Source organism: Bradyrhizobium cajani (assembly GCF_009759665.1).
Lineage (GTDB): Bacteria > Pseudomonadota > Alphaproteobacteria > Rhizobiales > Xanthobacteraceae > Bradyrhizobium > Bradyrhizobium cajani.
Genome location: NZ_WQNE01000006.1, coordinates 111,857 through 129,920 on the forward strand (window position 1 = coordinate 111,857; position 18,064 = coordinate 129,920).

General features: G+C 57.3%; 14 protein-coding genes and 1 pseudogene. 9 read left to right on the forward strand and 6 right to left on the reverse strand.

Annotated features, from left to right (window positions below):
* Positions 1-5 precede the first annotated feature (5 nt).
* Genes nodS through GPL20_RS39380 form a run of 5 tightly spaced genes read right to left on the reverse strand, consistent with a single transcriptional unit; the run spans position 6 to position 3,712 of the window.
* On the reverse strand, positions 6-635 hold the full coding sequence (nodS, locus tag GPL20_RS10320; protein ID WP_157329458.1) for a nodulation methyltransferase NodS: 630 nt from the start codon (positions 633-635) through the stop codon (positions 6-8).
* 11 nt (positions 636-646) lie between these two features.
* Positions 647-2,023: a chitooligosaccharide synthase NodC gene (nodC, locus tag GPL20_RS10325; RefSeq protein ID WP_157329459.1), complete on the reverse strand. Its 1,377-nt coding sequence runs from the start codon at positions 2,021-2,023 to the stop codon at positions 647-649.
* Positions 2,024-2,039: 16 nt separating this feature from the next.
* Positions 2,040-2,699, reverse strand: a complete 660-nt coding sequence (gene nodB / locus GPL20_RS10330; RefSeq protein WP_373568199.1) for a chitooligosaccharide deacetylase NodB — start codon at positions 2,697-2,699, stop codon at positions 2,040-2,042.
* A complete protein-coding gene (locus GPL20_RS10335) occupies positions 2,696-3,328 on the reverse strand; it encodes a NodA family N-acyltransferase (RefSeq protein WP_157329460.1) in 633 nt (210 codons plus the stop codon). The genes nodB and GPL20_RS10335 overlap by 4 nt, the downstream gene beginning before the upstream one ends.
* A 54-nt stretch (positions 3,329-3,382) precedes the next feature.
* Complete coding sequence (locus GPL20_RS39380; RefSeq protein WP_246250250.1) at positions 3,383-3,712, reverse strand: hypothetical protein; 330 nt, start codon at positions 3,710-3,712, stop codon at positions 3,383-3,385.
* 403 nt (positions 3,713-4,115) lie between these two features.
* Here GPL20_RS39380 and nodD1 point away from each other — a divergent pair, with 403 nt between their 5' ends.
* From nodD1 to GPL20_RS10385, 8 genes and pseudogenes are all read left to right on the forward strand, one after another.
* A complete protein-coding gene (gene nodD1, locus GPL20_RS10345) occupies positions 4,116-5,060 on the forward strand; it encodes a transcriptional regulator NodD1 (protein WP_157329461.1) in 945 nt (314 codons plus the stop codon).
* Positions 5,061-5,701: 641 nt separating this feature from the next.
* The gene (gene nodD2, locus GPL20_RS10350) at positions 5,702-6,694 is read left to right on the forward strand and encodes a transcriptional regulator NodD2 (RefSeq protein WP_157329462.1); all 993 of its coding nucleotides are present in this window, start codon (positions 5,702-5,704) and stop codon (positions 6,692-6,694) included.
* An 897-nt stretch (positions 6,695-7,591) separates the two neighbouring features.
* A complete protein-coding gene (locus tag GPL20_RS10360; RefSeq protein ID WP_157329562.1) occupies positions 7,592-8,305 on the forward strand; it encodes a MerR family transcriptional regulator in 714 nt (237 codons plus the stop codon).
* Between the two features lie 305 nt (positions 8,306-8,610).
* Positions 8,611-9,720: a branched-chain amino acid ABC transporter substrate-binding protein gene (locus tag GPL20_RS10365; RefSeq protein WP_157329464.1), complete on the forward strand. Its 1,110-nt coding sequence runs from the start codon at positions 8,611-8,613 to the stop codon at positions 9,718-9,720.
* Positions 9,721-10,198: 478 nt separating this feature from the next.
* Positions 10,199-11,225, forward strand: a pseudogene (locus GPL20_RS10370) (LLM class flavin-dependent oxidoreductase).
* Between the two features lie 1,996 nt (positions 11,226-13,221).
* Positions 13,222-13,593, forward strand: a complete 372-nt coding sequence (locus GPL20_RS10375; RefSeq protein WP_100235578.1) for a NolY — start codon at positions 13,222-13,224, stop codon at positions 13,591-13,593.
* A gap of 663 nt (positions 13,594-14,256) precedes the next feature.
* On the forward strand, positions 14,257-14,502 hold the full coding sequence (locus GPL20_RS10380; RefSeq protein WP_100235599.1) for a hypothetical protein: 246 nt from the start codon (positions 14,257-14,259) through the stop codon (positions 14,500-14,502).
* An 883-nt stretch (positions 14,503-15,385) separates the two neighbouring features.
* Positions 15,386-16,111: an outer membrane protein gene (locus GPL20_RS10385; RefSeq protein WP_157329465.1), complete on the forward strand. Its 726-nt coding sequence runs from the start codon at positions 15,386-15,388 to the stop codon at positions 16,109-16,111.
* 363 nt (positions 16,112-16,474) lie between these two features.
* Here the strand turns inward: GPL20_RS10385 and GPL20_RS10390 are convergent, their stop codons facing one another.
* On the reverse strand, positions 16,475-17,200 hold the full coding sequence (locus tag GPL20_RS10390; protein ID WP_157329564.1) for a LuxR family transcriptional regulator: 726 nt from the start codon (positions 17,198-17,200) through the stop codon (positions 16,475-16,477).
* A gap of 183 nt (positions 17,201-17,383) precedes the next feature.
* Between GPL20_RS10390 and GPL20_RS10395 the strand changes: the two genes are divergently transcribed.
* Positions 17,384-17,683, forward strand: coding sequence for a hypothetical protein (locus tag GPL20_RS10395; protein ID WP_157329466.1), 300 nt, complete (start codon positions 17,384-17,386; stop codon positions 17,681-17,683).
* Positions 17,684-18,064 lie beyond the last annotated feature (381 nt).

Genomic DNA, 18,064 nt, shown 5'->3' on the forward strand with positions numbered 1-18,064 from the left:
CTGGTCTACTGGCCGACGTTTGATTGTTCTGACGAATGACCCGGCTTCCGGAACCGGACGATCAAGCAGTCTTCGTTGACCGACTCGGTGTGGCAATGCAGACGCTCGACCTCCGATAGGCTCTCGTTGAAGAGAGCGATCACCGTTTCGGCACCAGCAGCAAGGCCCCATCGTTGACATGTGGCATCACGTGCGGACCCGAAAATCAGAGCGCCATTTGGCGCAAGCATACTCACTAGGTTGCGGATAGCCGCATGCATCTCGATAATGTCCTTGAGGTAGTAAAGAACTTCGGCCACGACGATCAAATCGAACCGCTCGGTGGTCGAGAACCGCTGGATGTCGGAGGTCATCCACGTGATATGCGACCACTTCCTGGTCCGTCGTCGCGCTCGCTCGATGGCCTGCGGCATGACATCGACCACAGTGAGTCGTTCGCATAGCGGCGCCAGCATGCCGGTGAATGCACCGGCTGCACATCCCACTTCGAGGGCACACGCAACGTCTCCATTGCAACGCGACATCCGGAGCATTTGCGCGTATCGCTCCTGCTCGAAGGAACTACTGTCGAGGCGCCATGGATCGTCGGCAGACAACTCTCGCTCTAATAGCTGATAGTTTGCGTCCGGGATCATGCGACTATCACCTACTTGCAGGCGGTCGAACGATCGCAACCGCAAACACTCTTCGCTGCCGTCAGGCTCGATTCAGCGCTCGAAAGCCCCGCCTTATGAATTGTTCCAGACATTCCCCTTTTACTTGCAGCATGTCGTCCAGCGTTCGGGTGCAGGATGACAGACTGCTTTTCCCCTTCGGCCGGCACATTGGCGACCTTGCGCGATAGCCAATCGCTGTTGCTCAAGGTACAAAGCGCATAGGCCTTCAAAGGAAGTAAGAGAAAGATATTGATCGGTGTGTGGAGCGCGAAGCCGAGAAACCGCAGTTCGCGAGCACGAAGGGCTGCCACACTGCAACGGACCATTGTCATTGCTGCAATCGTCAATCCCGTCCACCAGGGTACAGAGCCGGCGATTAGGAGCTGTGCGAGCGCAGCCAGTGATGACAGGGCGAGAAGTAACGGGCCAAGATTTTGCCCGATAACGTCTAGCGTCAGATAGCCATCGAGCCCTGGCAGCAGGCGTAATGCAAGCAACGTGTCCCGGAAGGTACTGCGCGCCCAGCGGAGTTGCTGGCGTAGATATGGCCCAAGGCTGTCCGGGACGACTGTTGCTGCGATCGCGTCCGGGACGTATTCCGTTCGAAATCCCGCCTTGAGCATGAGGATCGTTAGATGGCGATCCTCGCCGAAATCGCTCGGCTTCCCACGAAAAAATTGGGCTTCGTATTGATCGAGAAGCAAGGCGAGCGCCGAGCGACGATACATGGCACATGGGCCGCAGCAGCACATGACGGCACCGAAACGCGCCTGCGCCGCGCGCTCCTCGTTGCATGCCAACCAGTATTCCATATCGATCAGCCTGGTCAGCCAGGTTTGGCTGCGGTTGCTCGCTACCAACTGACCCATGGCCGCACCGACTTCCGGGTCGTGCATCTTCAATACAAGCTTCGTGACGACGTCGGCGGCAAGTATCGTATCTGAGTCAACGTTGAGAACCAGATCACCGGATGAGCTGCGTATGGCGGCGATCTGCGCCTTTCGTTTTCCAACGTTATTCGCCAGCAAGATGATGCTGAACCTCGGATCGTTCGCATAGATTTTGTGTACAGGCGCGACAAGGTCGCGATTTGCAGATCCGTCGTCGACTACATAGACCTGTAGCTTTCCGGCGTAGTCTTGACTCGCAAGCGAGTCCAGACATTGGGCGAGCGTGATTGGATCCTCGTTGAAGCACGGTACGATGACGTCTACACTGGGAAGGACCGCTTCCGATCGTCCCAGGTTGTCCTGCAGCGATGAATTCGCCGGCGGTTGGGCATAAAGCGCCTGCGCGCTCTTGTAGATCGTCGAGAGCAGCGCATAAGACGAAACAGCGACAGCACTGGTTGTAGCGAGCAGGTCCATAAGGTCTCAGTTTTTTTCAGTGAAGTTGAGGGAGTGGACGGATTACAAACCCGCGCCGTTGTAGTGCCGGGATCAGATGTGACAGCGCGATCGTGGTCTGATCGCGCAGCGTGGCACCAGTGCACGGTCGCTCCTCATCAGGAGGATATCCGTCGTGCAGGAGCACAATTGCACCCGGGCGAACGCTCACCAGCACTGAATTCACAATTCTATCGACCCCTGGACGGGACCAATCTCTCGGATCAACCGACCAGTGCACAGCTGAGAGGCCAGCGCTCGCTGACTCAGCGAGCACCTCTTGTGTCCATTTGCCGTAAGGTGCTCGCATGTGCCTCGGTGAGGCCTGCGGGCACGCCGAACGGATCGCCTCACTCGCCGTCAGAATTTCATCGCGCACCTCCGCTGGTCCGCATCTGGATAGATCCGGATGCGTCATCGTGTGGTTCGCAACCTCGTGCCCCTCCGCTATCATTCGTCGAATGAGCTCAGGTTGTTCGGCCGCGTACGTGCCGATCACGAAGAACGTCGCCGGAATCCGATGTTGCGCCAGCACATCGAGCACCTCTGGTGTGCAAAATGGATTGGGCCCATCATCAAAGGTTAAGTAGACAGGGCGACTTCCACTCACGTCAGCGTAGTCGCAACGGACAGCAGATGGGCGGAAAAGCTCTTTCACAACTCGGGCCCGTTCCGATCGATGATCGTCCCGGCCGGCCACTCGCTTATCGAGCGTCCAACCGGAAACACCACCACGATCACGTCTTCGAGGCGGATCGGCGACAAATTGGGATAGACATCCGGATGCGTGGAGCGGACGCGAATGCCAGATATGAGGGTCGCGAGCCCCTGCCTTTCGACCAGTCGGGTCATATGTTTCTCGAGCGCAGGCCGAACCGTGCCAAAGCCAAATGGAATCCCAAGCCGCTGCAGCATGGGATACATCACGCGCATTGCTTGGCTAATTCCCAGGCCTTCAAGATCCGGACGCACCGCATATAACCCCAGTTCCCCCACGAGAAGATCGACCCCACCAACATTGATGAAGCGGCGCAGTAGCCCGATGTGAGCAGCTACCCCGCGCGCGTCGTAACCGATTCCGCGGACCTCAGGTCTTGCACCAGCCCAACTTCGGTTGCCCTCAAATGGCTGCGCATTGAACGCACCGGTCGGCCCGTAACTCTTGCGGAAGAACTCGGCGAGCTCGGCATGATCAGCGAGCAGCAGTTCGCTTTCCCAGCGAAGGCTCCACTGCACTTGAGCGCGCGCAGTAGGAGCTTCCGCAGTCCGGGATGCGGCAATGTTCATGGCGGGCTTCCTTGCGCCAGTGGAAATATGAGCGGAGATGGTCACGAGAATTCGCTAGTCGCCGAACCGCTGATCAATACTGAAATGCGCTGCCATGACCCCTCGGAGCGCGGCGCTCCTCGCCTGCACCGTGCCGTGCGCCTTCACTCGCGACGAAGCGATCTCATGGTTCGCACTCGTCATCCGGCCAATGCCCTGCGCGAGATATCCCGGAAGATGCCGACGAGGCGATTGGGCTAGCCAGAACCTGTCTGCACCACGGAGCTTTTCCGCCTCGTCTAGCATCTCTGTCGACGTTTTGACGTCTGCGGGCAGGCCTTCGATGCGCGGCGCCTCATCGAGGGCGCAACCGAGTGGCATCAGATCACACGGGTTCTTATGCATATTCGACACGCCCTGAATGCGGTGGACAAGCGAGCAACCTGGAGGGGACATTAGAATGCGACCGAGCGCGCTCTCAAGTGTACGCGGGTAAACCTCCAATATGGAAACGGATGAAACACGCATACCAAGGTTTATGGAGATCTGCCTGGCGTCTCGATCGAACGAGCTTCGTACCGAGAAGAAGCGACGCGGCTCGCATGGCGTGCCCATAGCCGCCCTCGAAGCGGATGCGCCGGCTGCTCGCACGTCCAGGAGCTTCTCTCTGAGCCAGCGTGAGCGAGCAGCAGCCATCGTGGTATGCCTCATTAATTTTGCAAACTTATGTTTGCTATCCAACTTCCCGCAACTTGGTAAAATCGATAGTTCCGATGGAACACATCCACACGATGGATAGACTTACAACATGCGGTTCAAGGGACTTGATCTAAACCTTCTCGTTGCCCTCGATGCTCTGATGACGGAGCGCAACCTCACAGCTGCGGCGCGCAAAATTCACCTGAGCCAGCCCGCTATGAGCGCTGCGATCGCGCGGCTGCGCACCTATTTTCGCGATGAACTATTTACCATGAGAGGTCGCGAGCTCGTCCCGACACCTGGCGCCGAGGCGCTTGCTGGTCCGGTTCGCGAGGCCCTGCTGCACATCCAGCTCTCGATCATATCGCGGGACGCGTTCGACCCTACTCAGTCGAGCCGACGCTTCAGGTTCATTCTCTCCGATTTCATGACGATCGTCTTTCTTCGCAAAATTGTCGACCGTATTGCACAGGAAGCTCCCGCGGTACGCTTCGAATTGCTGCCATTTTCCGATGAACCCGATGAGCTGCTGCGCCGGGGCGAGGTGGACTTTCTCATTCTGCCGGAGCTGTTCATGTCGAGCGCGCATCCTAAGGCGACGCTGTTCGACGAGACCCTCGTATGCGTGGGATGCCGCGAGAACAAGCAGCTCACGCGGCAGCTGACATTCGAGAAATACATTTCGATGGGGCACGTTACGGCGAAGTTCGGACGGGCTCTCAGACCAAACCTCGAAGAATGGTTCTTGCTTGAGCACGGCGTCAAGAGACGCATTGAGATAGTTGTGCAGGGCTTTAGCCTGATTCCGCCCATATTGTTAGACACAGGCCGTATCGGCACAATGCCTTTACGACTCGCCAAACACTTCGAAAAGCGGATGCCACTGCGGATCATCGAACCGCCGCTCCCCCTGCCCACATTCACAGAGGCTGTGCAGTGGCCTGCGTTCCACAATACCGATCCGGCGAGCATTTGGATGCGGCGGATATTGCTGGATGAAGCATCCAACATGGCATCTGGGCATCAGGAGCGTCCAACTCGCAGGCGCTGCTAGGCTCACCGTAAGCCACTCTCGGCACGTTCCAAACACGCTAACAGTCCTTCGACCTGCTCGGCCGCTTTCGTCACTTCAACGTCTCTGAGGTCAAGCTGCCAGCGACGGGCGATCGGCTGCGAATACTTGCCGAGTGTGAGCGTGGTGACCTCGCAGGTGAGGTTTGGTGCGCTTGCACCGCAAACAGGCGGCGCCCGACGCTATCGCGGCACAACACGTCTCCTCCAATACGATAATGTTTGGCTCGCCCCATAAAATCGCTTGAACCGCACACTGCGTCAGGTTGTAGGTTGGCCGCCGTGACTAACGGTGCGCTACGCGGCCCTCGACTGGGCGCTTTGGCGAACTCACGGCACTGGCCGGACACTGGGTTGATCTGCCATTAACCAACCGACCGCGTCCTGCTGCGTGGCTCGCTGGAAGCGGCCAGACCGATCAACTTCGGAACTCCTGACGGATTCCGGCCGCTGCGGGTCGGCCTACCGTCTTGCTCTCCATTGTTGCGCTCATTTCACGAGCGTCCTTTTCGCGATCGAAGGATGGAAACGATTCCATTCGGGCGAGCCTATAGGACCTCTCCAGACGCAGCCGTCACCGCTCGTTGTATGCGCCGCAACTACGCTCATGCCGGATAAGAGGACATGCGTTTCAAAGGTCTGGATCTAAATCTTCTCGTCGCGCTGGATGCTCTAATGACCGAGCGCAACCTCAGCGCAGCGGCTCGCAAGGTGAATCTTAGTCAGCCGGCCATGAGCGCAGCCGTTGCCCGGCTGCGCTCCTACTTCCGTGATGAGCTGTTTGGGATGAGGGGGCGGGAACTTGTCCCGACCTCACGCGCGGAAGGACTCGCAGCCCCTGTACGCGAGGCTCTAACGCACATCGATCTTTCAATTATCGCGCGGGACGTGTTCGATCCAGCTCGATCGAACCGGCGATTCAGGATCGGCCTTTCTGACTTTATAACAGTCGTATTCTTCCGAAATGTCGTGGAGCGCGTCGCGCGAGAAGCACCGGCCGTCAGCTTCGAACTGGTCGCGCTCACCGATGAGCACGATGAGCTTCTTCGCCGCGGCGAAGTCGATTTTGTTATCTTGCCGGAATTATTCATGTCCGGCGCGCACCCCAGGGCGGCCCTATTCGAGGAGAGACTCGTCTGCGTAGGTTGCTGCACGAACAGCCAACTACTACGGGGGCTTACATTTGATCGATATATGTCGATGGGCCACGTTGCGGTTAAGGTCAAAGGTGCGCGCAAGACGCCGGTCGAAGAATCCCTTTTACTCGATCTCGGTCTCAATCGGCGCATCGACATTCTCGTGCAGAGCTTCAGCATGATCCCGCCCCTGCTGGTAGGTACCAACCGCATAGGGACGATGCCATTAGGGCTCGTAAAGCATTTCCAAAGAACGGTGCCCCTTCGCATTGCGGAGCTCCCGCAGCCGTTCCCCGCCTTCACTGAGGCGGTTCAATGGCCCGTGCTTCACAATAGCGACCCGGAAAGCCTGTGGATGCGAGAGATATTGTTGCAAGAAGCTACCCGCATGGCAACTGGGCAAGAGGCCTCCATCATCTGCACTTCGGAACGGGCTGATACTGCCGGAGATTTCGCACGATCTGTCCCGCCGTTGTCGTGAGGACGCTCGCAAGATCTGCGAACCTCATATCTCAACGAATGTCTCAACGCATACAGTTTTGGCTCGCCTCGCTCGAATTCATGGTCGCTCTATCAAGATCGTCGCAAAAGACGGCTATCATGACGACGTTGTGTAGGTCTTTCGCACGTTGGCAATGGGCTCGACGTGCGAGCGGCGGGTCAGACTGTTGGCCTGGTTTTTGAGACAGGGACGTACGTTGCACCCGGCCGCCGGGCGCACCTGCGTCGATACAGCAGAACCGGGGCTGGGCTGCCCTCGTCAACTCTCCGAATCAGTAGCGGCTTCCGAAGAGCGGAGACGCTTCAGCTTCTTCGGAAGCCGTACCATCACGCACCGTGAGCGTGATGGTCATCGATCATGCACATGACCACGATCTCTTGCGTCGTCGAGGCAAGCATCGCGCACGCATGTTGCCCTGTCGCATCACATGGGAGTACATCGCATCTTCGTCGCTCCGCGCCGCGGGTCTGACTTCTTTTGGCCCTATCGCAGCCAAACGTGTTGACGAGCGCTGCCATGACGCAATGACAAACAAGGAGCTGAACGTTGGAGCAATGCAGCGGCGTGTTCGATCCGGAAGAGCTTTCCGTCCTGGGACGCCTTTATGATAGTGCGATCACCGCGCTACCCCCATCGATGCGAAGTCCGGAAAATCGCACAGCAATCGCCAAACTCATCCTGGAGCGTACAGCGGCTGGCGAGGCTCAACTGGCATGCCTGACGAACTTGTTGATCACCATTTCCCCTCAGGGTTGATCCCCCGCCATTCTGAGGATAGTCACCAGTCTCGCGCTGGAATGGAAGACGATCCAGCTAGAGCTTTGAAATAGCTTGAATCACACGTGACGTCAGGTTGTAGGCTTTGAAATGAACAACATGAGCAAAGCTATACCACGAAGGCGTCGATGGCGCATTGGCGAACTTGCAGAGGCGACCGGAGTAACGGTACGCACGCTGCATCACTATGAACACACCGGGCTCCTAGCAGCTTCAGAGCGTACTGACGGCGGCCACCGGATGTACGACCGCGAAAGCGTGCAACGGGTTCACCAGATTCGTGCGCTACGTGAGCTTGGCTTCTCACTTGTCGAGATCCGTAAAGCTATGGAGGGCACGACCTCACTTACCGATCTTCTGCGCAAACATTTAGAGCGGATAGAACTTCAAGTCGCTCGAACAACTCTGCTGCGAGATCGCTTGCGCAACATGACCATCGACAGTGATATCCAGGTAAGTGTGGATGAGCTGCCTGCCACCCTCAATGCCATGTCGCGGGTCGAGACGCATAATCAGACGTCCCGATGCACCTGCAAGTTAGCTGCAGATCGCGAGGAGCGGTGGCGGCGGATCCGTGACGACCTGCGTGATTGTATGGATCGAGGCGACCATCCTTGCAGCGAGCGGGCAAAAGCTGTCGCAGTCGCAGCGCGCTTGCTGATCGGCGAAATCGCTGGCGCCGATTCACGCGTTTCGACGATCCTGAAGGTACTTGCACGATTAAGCGCCCCCCGTAGTCTGGCTGGTTGGGATCCCTGCCTCATGCAATATCTCGATCTGGCCCTTGGCGGGTTGGAGGATCAGCCGTACTGACGTCCTCCTGGCCGGCTCCGCACGGCATTGCCGATAGGCGATCGTCGGCTCTGATGCGGGCCAACAGTTTTATGGACTGAGCCGGACAGTCGTCGTCACCTCGTCGATCCGCGCTCCCTGACGCACCATCGAGGCTCCTTCAAAACGGCCTTGAAACGCACCTAACGTCAAATTGTAAGTTCTACCGTGGTCGCCAATCTGGCCGACCAACACAAGCTTCGCTTTGACAGACAATCTCAACGTGTCGACATGTCTGATCACAGCTGCTGGCGGTTACTCTTCAGGTGAACATTAGGAGCTCTACAATGTTAAATCGTTGCGCGTCTGCTGCGAGTGCAGCGCTTCTCTTCTGCGCCCTCGCCTCTGTTGCGCGCGGCTCCGACGTCAATATTGCCGTGGCTGGCCCAATGAGCGGAAGCAGCGCTGCGTTCGGCGCACAAATGCGCGATGGTGCAGCTGCGGCAGTCGAGGCGTTGAACGCTTCTGGCCTATTTCTCGATACCAAGGTGATATTGACTGTCGCCGACGACGCGTGCGACCCGAAGCAAGCTGTCGCAGTCGCGAATAAGCTCACAACAGAGCGGACCCGGTTGGTCGTTGGCCATTTTTGTTCTTCTGCGTCGATCCCGGCCTCCGAGATCTACGCCGAAGCAGGCATTATTCAGGTGTCACCAGGCTCGTCAAATCCTCAGCTAACAGAACGAGGCCTTGAGACTGTCTTTCGTATCTGCGGCCGCGACGACCAACAAGGCATCGTTGCCGCAGAGTATATTCACCGGACCTTCCCTAACGACAAGATCGCAGTGCTCGACGACAAGAGCACCGCAGGCAAGGGTATCGCCGACGTCGTTGAAGCACAGCTTCGGAGATTCGGTGAACAAGTCATTCGCCAAAGCTATGTAGCCGGCGAAAAGGATTACAGGGCGCTGGTCTCAAGGATGAAGAAGGAACGAGTGCGCGTCGCCTATATCGGCGGTTATCATACCGAAATCGGATTGTTTATACGCCAGGCGTCAGAAGCAAGAGCGGACCTTATGGTCATGGCGAACGATCCTTTGATGACCTCTGAATTCTGGGCCATTACAGGCAACGCCGGAAATGGCACGTTGTTTACCTTCATGCCGGACCCCGCCAGGAATGCCAATGCGGCCGGCGTGGTGGCCGAACTCAAAGCTTCCAACCTGTCCGCTGAAGGCTACACGCTTTACGCCTATGCAGCCGTGCAAGCATGGGCAGAGGCGGTGAACCGGACCGGTTCTTTCAATGCTGTGCGCGTAGCTAGCGCACTTCGTTCACGGCCGACCGATACCGTGATTGGCCCAGTCCGGTTCGATAGAAAGGGAGACAATGCGGCTCCTGGCTTTCTGGTTTACCGCTGGCGAGACGGCCGTGTTGAAACTGTCGAGCAGAACTGATTGGCGGCGTCGCCGCCTCCCCAGATCCAAAGTGAAACGGCTGATGGGACGCACCCAGGTCGTTGGAGCAGCGATACTCGCAAGCTCTCTTATACTTGCAGCTTTCGGAGCGTTTTTCGCGTTCGTTGCAGCGTTCGCAGAGCTAGCCGATGTCGACCTGACGGAGACGCTACGTCCGATGATAGACAAATAGAGCCGTGCCGAGCTGGTCTGGCACGCAAGGCACAGGACCTCTGAAGCGGGCTAACGATGCTTCTGGTCGAGCACATGCTCGCTGTGGAGGCGCTTCGGGAACGTCTGTCAATGGTGCGACCGGACCGCCATTTGCGCATTCTCGTGATCCACTCACATAGTGCAAGCTCAGATCCACGCCAAGAGAAACGGCCTAAGTGGTCAAACGACGAACGAGACCTCTTTGAGCGCGACGGTATGAAGCAATCGGGCCTCGCCATCTGCCCCATCATCGGAGATTAATCGAGTGAAGAGTGGCCTTCCAAGACTAAGGTGCGGTATTTTCGACCATTTGGATGACGACGGCCGAGAGCCGCACGACAATATGAAGATCGTCTCAAGCTGACCGAGGCCTGCGACTCGCTCGGTTTCTACGCTTATCACCTGGCCGAACACCACTGCACACCTCACGGCAGAGGGCCCTCGCCGAACCTGTTTCTTTCGAGCGTCGCACAGCGCACCCGGCGATTACACTTTGGTCCGCTCGTCCTGTTGCTCAAACTTTATCATCCATTACGCGCATTCGATGAGATCTGCATGCTTGACCAATTGAGCGGCGGCAGGCTTGAGGTCGGGATAGGCCGCGGCTCCCAGCCGATTGAATGGGGTTATTTCGGCATCACTGCCGACGCTGCACCAAGCCGTTATACGGAGGCCAGTGAAATCCTGAATATTGCGCTGAAGGGACATACGCTATCTTATCAGGGCACTACTTCGAGTTCAGCGAAGTACCCCTAATGTTGAGGCCTCATCAACGTCCATATCCGCCTATCTGGATCGCGAGCAATCGGGCTGAGACGGCGCAGTGGGCCGCGGCAAATGGCGCCAATCTGCCGTGCATAGGTCCCGCCTGTGTTGTCCGGAACGTTACGGATGCCTACCGATCCCATCGAGCCCACAATACAGCCGCACACGGCCGCGAGCCCTTTCTCGGGCTGGCCCGCATGGTCGTGATTGCGAAGTCTGATCAGGACGCTCATACGACGCCCGAAACTGCGTATCGGCGACGGCTGGAGAACTTTAAGTTCCTTTACGAGCTTAACGCCATTCCGACACCGTCCGCCCTTCCGCTGACCTTCGATGCAGCACTTGAGAGCGAATTGTGCGTCGTTGGAACGCTGGCTTCCGTCCGACAGCTTCTTCTTCAGCAGATGGAAGTGGCAGGTGCCAACTACTTGCTTTGCCAGCTTGCATTCGGAGACCTTCCGCTGGAGATTTCCCTGTACACCGCAACCGCAATCAAAGCTGAAATTCTCGATAGCTTTGACGGATAATGTCTGCATTGGGGGATCGTATGCGTGGCAAGTAGACCGACGCACTGAGGTTAACCGAAGCTGGTCGCGATTTTGGTGGTCGTTTGCCCGGGGCGAAGGCGACCGTCAGCCTCAATGGCCGCGATATCTGACCGGCTGGCGCCCCTATTTGGGGGCGAGCTTTGGCTTAGCGAGCGTTTGCGAACCGCTTTATCAACTCATCCGCGGCCGAACGCTCTTCGTTCGCTTCGATCTCGCGGGCCTTTTCAATGAAGGCCCGCGATTGCTCAGGCGCATCCTGCATCTGCGGGAGGCCGGAGCTGGTCGGATAGTCGCCGACGAGACTCCATGACCCTGTCTTCGGCTTATGGGATCGAGGGGTGTTTCTGGCATCTTCGTGACATCTGGCGTCCAATTTAGAGGTATTCGCCAGCGATCAGAGCTGCGACCTTTCTGTCTTCTCCATCATGGCCACCCCGTCATCGACGAATCAGCAGGCTCGCCTAAAGTGCCCATAAGATCACCGCAGCAAGACGGCGGGAAACACTAACTCGCTTTCGAGGTAAGAGAACGATTACGCGCGTGCGCGATCCACGAACTGGATGCATCCCATCAACACTTTCGATTTTACCAATTTCAGACAAATACCCCATAAGTCGATCGCCGGTTTTCCGGAAAGCACATATCACGAATGTCGTGTGAGCAATGGACCCTTTTTGCTTTCAGCATAGTCGCAGGCAGATTCAAGGTTCTCGCGGCTGCATCGCCAACGAGATCCATCAATCTTTGGAATCGACGCACGTGCGGCGTAAATGGGGTCGGGTGGCTAATCCCAACGTCGGGCGCGTAACTTATCGCGCTGGCGCCTCCCCTTTTGCAATCATACTAAGGCCCTCCAAGAAAATCGACTCTCACGCACATCGGTTGGTCAAGGTAAATGCGTGCGCTGCATAGCATTGGGGCAGGCGAACTGCCCTCTACGACGGTGCGGGCTGGACTATTTGCCCTGACCAGGCGGGCGCCGCCGACAATCCGACGCTGTCGCGGGCTTCAAACAAAGCAGTGCGGTCAGCTATCTGACCACGCTACGTGCAAGCCGCATATCCTCCGGCCAGGACGAGGCAATGATGTCGATCGGTGTGATGAGACCAACCTAGCGATCTTGCTGCCCGCCCCTGTACGCCGTGTGACCGTGGTGTCTCACTCTGCTCGCGTCCTCAGTCTTCGTCGGCAGGCGGCTTCCACACCCATTTCCTACAGACTGACGCTACCCCATCTCATTCTATGCGCTGGCGCTGTTCGACCATATCCCGGCGCGGTTATCCCTTCTCAGAAATCCTTACATCACCATCGGAACGAGGGGTGGAGATACGCGATCTGCCGGTCTTGTCTCTTAGCGCCCCCACCTTCCAGGAGCCCATCCGCACCCTCGTCGGACCAGGCATCGCCTGTCAACGAATGGAGAGAGAAACCGCAGACGTATGTGGCGGATGTTATTTCTGAGTTGCCTGGCATGGGCTGGGACTTAATTTTCTGGCATAATGAGGAGGCCGGTCTGGACCAGTTGACGGCGTGCCTTCAGCAACAGCTTCGTCCAGCGCCAAGCGCTCTTTATGGCACTCTGCCTCGCGAGGCCTCAGGTTATGTCTGGATCGCTATGACAGGCGGCAAGCAATCCCGCAGCAGTTCGGGCCGCACTTCTCTCGACCTGCCGTCATCAGTGGTGTCCCCACTGGCTGGAGTCACTGTCGCTGTCCGTCGCGCTGTACCGGCTCGGCCGTCGAATCAAATGACGGGCCATCTACAACGCAGTTCCCAGCGTTCTATAGTCGTTTCCGCCTTTGCGGCCCTTTCGCGGCACTTGCTGCCACCCTCACCCTTCGGCGACCGTGCGTGCGCACCTTGCCTTGTGCAGCAGCCATTCGTTCTAACGCCCGTCTGCCGTCCCGCGAACGGGAAAGCACGACACAACCGTTCTCAGCCTGCTGCCTGCATTCAACTACTTTGGAGCAACACCGTGGAACTTGACCCTTCCAATTCACGCTCAGAGGACCTCGAGCATCGCATCGACCTGCAACTCGACATCGTGGCCGCCCTCATACGCGAAGAGGGGAACGAGCTCGAAGCGGTCCGACTGCTAAATGCACTCACAAATCAGATGATTACGGCGGAACTGGAGCTCGGCCGGCTCGGCGATACGAGAACCCGCGCCGGCGACCGGCAAACGACGCGACTGTCGCGAGACCGTGGCGTTTACTACCCAGAAGACCTTCAGGTTTTGGGACGCCTTCTCGATCAGGCCGTGGCGGCATTGCCGGCAGTGCTCCGAACCCCCGCCAATCGAATGAAGATCGCGAAACTAATTCTGTCACGTGCAGCAGCGGACTGAGATTTCAGTTGATGGCGCGCTTATCGAACGTTTATCGCTGGGCGGACTGCTACGGCCGTACGCACCAGGGATCGACGAGTTGGCGTTTATGGCTAACCGCCCGTAATCGCGCCGGTACCGCTGGCTTTTCCATGTCACGACTGATCGTCGCGATGCTCGAAAGCTGGAGCCTGCACCGAGAGCAGGAGGCCGCGCAGGGTCGAGCAAAGGACGACGTCACGCGGACACATGTCAGAAAGCAAACAAGCAGTGACGGGAAAACGCCACATGCTTCCAGAAACTAGAGACTGCGAAAGGAGCGGAACGATCTATTTTCATCGATATGCGGCTTTAGTCGTGACTGGCATGGCGCCGATCTTCCAATTGCAGGAAGAAGAGCCACAATTATTGACCGATACCGAGTAACAAGAGCACTTCGGCAACGCAGCCGTGAAACGCGAGTTCGTCTCAACCGCTTCAGAATTATTCGAATGGGCCCGGAAATACAACATTCGGGGTCATCTGAACTTCAACAAACATCTATAAATTCGTCGAAGCACCGAGAGCAGCTCGATGTCCGAGCGTACTGCGGCTCTGATATCTTATTTGCTGGGACAAGCCACAGACTCTCGGTTTGCTTTTGCGAAGGTACTTCCTTGTATCAGGACGTGGTGGAGTGTTGAGATGGATCAGTTGTTATCCGAGCAAGTGCAAATGCAAGATGCTATCGTAAGCGCAGCCTTTGATAAGGCCTGGCGCTTTGTGGAGAAGGATCCGTTGCTGGCGCATAATCGCAAGACGATCCTCTATAGCCGGTTGTGCACTTTTCTTGAGTCTTCGATAAAGAAGGGCGAACGGAATACTTTGAATCTGGCTAACGAGGCGATACGCAGCTTGCGGGCTGAACTGGCGCCGTCGACCGCGCAATAGGGCGCTTGAACCTCTACCGTCACATGAGTTTGGCTTGTCAAAGTCCTTGAGGGTCCTTATGCGGCGGCAAAACAACCGGGGCAGAGCGTGGTGGTGCTGACCTTAATCCACTCATGTTCAGCCCCGCTGAAGACGAGCACGTTCACGAGGACTGTCGCCTTTGCAGCTCTTCTGGTGACCACAGACCAATCACCTCGAACGCAGAGCAAGTCGGCGACGAGACGGGACAGCCGAGCTAATAATCGCCGACGGCAGGAAAAGCCATACCGTTTCCTCTCCTGACTTTTGGCTCGGCACGAGCTTGCGCAAGCTCAAGCAAGAGCCTCATCAGGCACAGCCGCATCGGCTCCTTGACACCCGTCGATCGAGGTCGAGCTTGAGGATCATCGTGCTGCACGTGCGATAGGTCCTGGGTCAAAAGCGATCCAGGCCTGATATCGATCATCGCCGCATCGCTCACGATTGCAAGCGGCAGCACGACGGTGCTGACGGGAGAATGAGGTTGAGCGCACAAGTCGCGTCCTTCAATCGGCGGTCCTCATTTACCGAACTCTCTGAATAGCGAGCATGCACGTGACGTGTTGGTTCAGCCTGGCTTGGTCGCTAGTCAGCGACAGAGGGAGCCAAACAGCTCGCAGCGCGGCGTCCCGTCACAGGTCTTCACGAACGGACCGTATTCGAAGAAGCATCTGCGCGAAGCGACCAGTGTCAGGCCCAGCATTTCGGTCGAGGCAGTGCATGGCACGTTGCGCGCTCCACAATCTGACGCGGCGTGCGATTGGACCCATTTCTTTCGAAGACATGTTGTGCGGCGGTTACAGCAATTCGCGTTCATATTGTTAAAGGCACGACGCCGGGGGCACCGAAAGGAAACGACACTCGAATGAAAAAGATTCTGATTCTGACTGCAAGCATTGGCGCACTCGGCGCCGCCGCTCCCTCATTCGGCACGGACTTGGCCGGACAGCCCGTCAAGGTCAAGGCGCCACTGCTGCCGGTCGCAGCCCCGATTATCGACTGGTCCGGCTACTATATCGGTGTCAATGGTGGTTGGGGAACGAGCCACAATTGCTGGGATTTCAATGGCGTCACTCCCGAGGGCTGCCATAATTCGACTGGTGGGACCATTGGCGGCCAGATTGGCTATCGTTGGCAGATCTTCAACATGGTCTACGGCATCGAAGGTCAGGGCAACTGGGCCGACTTCAGCGGCTCCAATGTCAGCACCGCCTTTCCGGCAAACACCGTTGGCACCACGACAGACGCATTCGGTCTACTCACGGGACATATCGGCTACGCGTTCAATGCCGTCCTACTTTATGGAAAGGGTGGTGCTGCGGTGACCAGCAACAACTATCTCCTCAATTCGGTAGCTTCTGGCACCGAGCTTGCCAACAGCAATGATGTGCGTTGGGGTGGCGTGCTGGGGGCCGGTGCCGAAGTCAGCCTCACGCCGACCTGGTCAGCTGGCGTCGAGTATAACCACTTGTTCATGCAGCGCAGCAACATAAGCTTCCCAGGGTTGCTCGGCACGGACCGCGCCCACCAGGACATCGATCTCATCACGGCACGTCTCAACTACAAGTTTGGCTCCCCCTTTGCCAAATAGAGATCTTCACGCCTTTGGGTGAATCGGAACCCCGACCGCCGGTCGGGGTTCTTTCCTCAGTTGCTCCTTTCCCTGCCGGCCCCAATCCAGTTCCGAAGCACCAGGGGCGGACTCGGCTCGTCCGAGTAATGGATCCAGAGCCTGGCTAGAGTTAGCCGAGATGCCGCCAACACGCCGGAGGAACACGTCAGTCGATTCGACAATTCATCGACCTCGTGAAGTCCAACAACCTCACGCAGCGTGAGATCGCGGACTTGCTCCAAGGAGCGTCGTATCTCCGAGCTCGCCGAAGATGCCATGCTCAACATGCTAGAAGCTGCAAGCTCACGACTTGGCGGTTAGACTAGTGCCCCGTTGTCAAATTCAAAGAACATTGAGGCGAATAGCTATAGCGACCGCTTGAATTCGGCTGGTCGCATCCAGCTTGCGCATCGCGTTCTTGACATGAAAGTTGACTGTATTGTAGCTGATTCCCAGGATCTTCCCAATTTCCCATGACGATTTCCCCTCTGCCACCCACCGCATGCAACTGATCTCCCGCTGCGATAGTGCAACTTTTCTTTCGCAACCATGATCGCAGGGACGAGCGATGTCGCCATAGGCGGTGTGAAACTGCCAAGCCAGCGCCTTGAGATGACCGATGCGGTCCTGAGGATCAGCATCGTCGAACGCAGATGCAAACGACACCACAGATATCCGACCCAACGGCCCAAACAACGGCACGCTCATGCCATGCTTCAGCCCCGCCTCTCTCGCCTCGTCGAGTACGCGTCTTTCGTCCGGTCGAAGCTGATAGTGGTCGGCGAGTTGATCCCACAAAAACGGCCGCGTAAGCATCGGCGTCCGCCGAACCACCGGATCGATAGTATGGTATTTGCGTTTGAAGTATCGATCGCACCAGTCTGGCGGCCACTTCACAGCCACTGTCGGGGGTGGATACTCCGTCAGCCGAAGTGGCTCAACGAAGTTGAGAGCGCCGTATGCGACTTCACTGAAGCCTTCCTTTGTGGCACAGCCTACAAGAAGCTCGAAAAGCGCTCTGAGTGAATGAGTCTGGTTCGCGCATTCGGTAAAGCTAAAGAGGTCCATGAGGGGTGCTTCAGCTCGACGATCGAGTTCCCGGTCATCGTGTTCGATTGCGCTTGCTTCCGGCGGAGCCAAATTCCAGTCCATGAGCTGAACTCGAGGGTGAGTTATTCGTGCAGTCTGAGCGCTCGCGCTGTGCCGGGCGCCATTCGGCGAATTCGTTGCCTTGCCGCCGAATGCGCCGGCATGATCGCATCAAAAACCGGAGATAGCGCCATCATCCCTGCCTCTGAGGCTGAGCGGAAGCGATCGGTCCAGTTCGCCGATAGCGCACTGGCCAGATCGGAGATCATCGCCCTCATCGGTTTGGTTTGTCTCGAGGCCGAGCACGACGAGATCCTGGGCTCTGATCTGCGCGATACCACTAAGCTCGAGCGGCTTGGGCGCTCGGGACTCGACGAGCGTCTCAGCATCCATTCTCTGCTTGGAGACGAAGACAACGGGAGAGTCATTTCTTTTCCCAATCTTGAGAGATGCCATCGCTAACCGTTCGCCGGTTCTCCGCCGTGCGACGGCGCCGGCGACGCGATCGATGAGCAACACGAAACAGGCGGCGCAAAAGCCATACGCCTCGCATCATTGTACGGCGTCTCATCGACTCCGTCCGGCAGGCTTGGCGCAAACTGACCGAACGTGCAGAAAGGGGCCATCTTAAAGGCGCAACGAGAGATACTCGTAACGGCGAGATCTGCTTGATGCGAAGGACACTTTGCATGCGCTTCTCCAGCAGGGAGAGGACCCGCGCCAAACCAGCAAGTGTCATACCAACTGTTGATTTCACCAAAATCAAACGTCGAAGAAGGGCTTCGAACGCACACGTTTGGTTGCGACGTAGGAATCTCGAAGCATTTATGACATGCGGAAGAA

Excerpts from the sequence above, each read along its gene's own strand:
- nodD2 (WP_157329462.1), top strand. The coding sequence starts at position 5,702 with ATGCGTTTCAAAGGTCTGGATCTAAATCTTCTCGTCGCGCTGGATGCT.
- GPL20_RS10335 (WP_157329460.1), bottom strand. The coding sequence starts at position 3,328 with ATGAACATTGCCGCATCCCGGACTGCGGAAGCTCCTACTGCGCGCGCT.
- GPL20_RS10385 (WP_157329465.1), top strand. The coding sequence starts at position 15,386 with ATGAAAAAGATTCTGATTCTGACTGCAAGCATTGGCGCACTCGGCGCC.
- nodD1 (WP_157329461.1), top strand. The coding sequence starts at position 4,116 with ATGCGGTTCAAGGGACTTGATCTAAACCTTCTCGTTGCCCTCGATGCT.
- GPL20_RS39380 (WP_246250250.1), bottom strand. The coding sequence starts at position 3,712 with ATGCATAAGAACCCGTGTGATCTGATGCCACTCGGTTGCGCCCTCGAT.
- GPL20_RS10360 (WP_157329562.1), top strand. The coding sequence starts at position 7,592 with ATGAGCAAAGCTATACCACGAAGGCGTCGATGGCGCATTGGCGAACTT.
- GPL20_RS10390 (WP_157329564.1), bottom strand. The coding sequence starts at position 17,200 with ATGGACCTCTTTAGCTTTACCGAATGCGCGAACCAGACTCATTCACTC.
- GPL20_RS10380 (WP_100235599.1), top strand. The coding sequence starts at position 14,257 with ATGGATCAGTTGTTATCCGAGCAAGTGCAAATGCAAGATGCTATCGTA.
- nodC (WP_157329459.1), bottom strand. The coding sequence starts at position 2,023 with ATGGACCTGCTCGCTACAACCAGTGCTGTCGCTGTTTCGTCTTATGCG.
- GPL20_RS10365 (WP_157329464.1), top strand. The coding sequence starts at position 8,611 with ATGTTAAATCGTTGCGCGTCTGCTGCGAGTGCAGCGCTTCTCTTCTGC.
- GPL20_RS10395 (WP_157329466.1), top strand. The coding sequence starts at position 17,384 with ATGATCGCATCAAAAACCGGAGATAGCGCCATCATCCCTGCCTCTGAG.
- nodS (WP_157329458.1), bottom strand. The coding sequence starts at position 635 with ATGATCCCGGACGCAAACTATCAGCTATTAGAGCGAGAGTTGTCTGCC.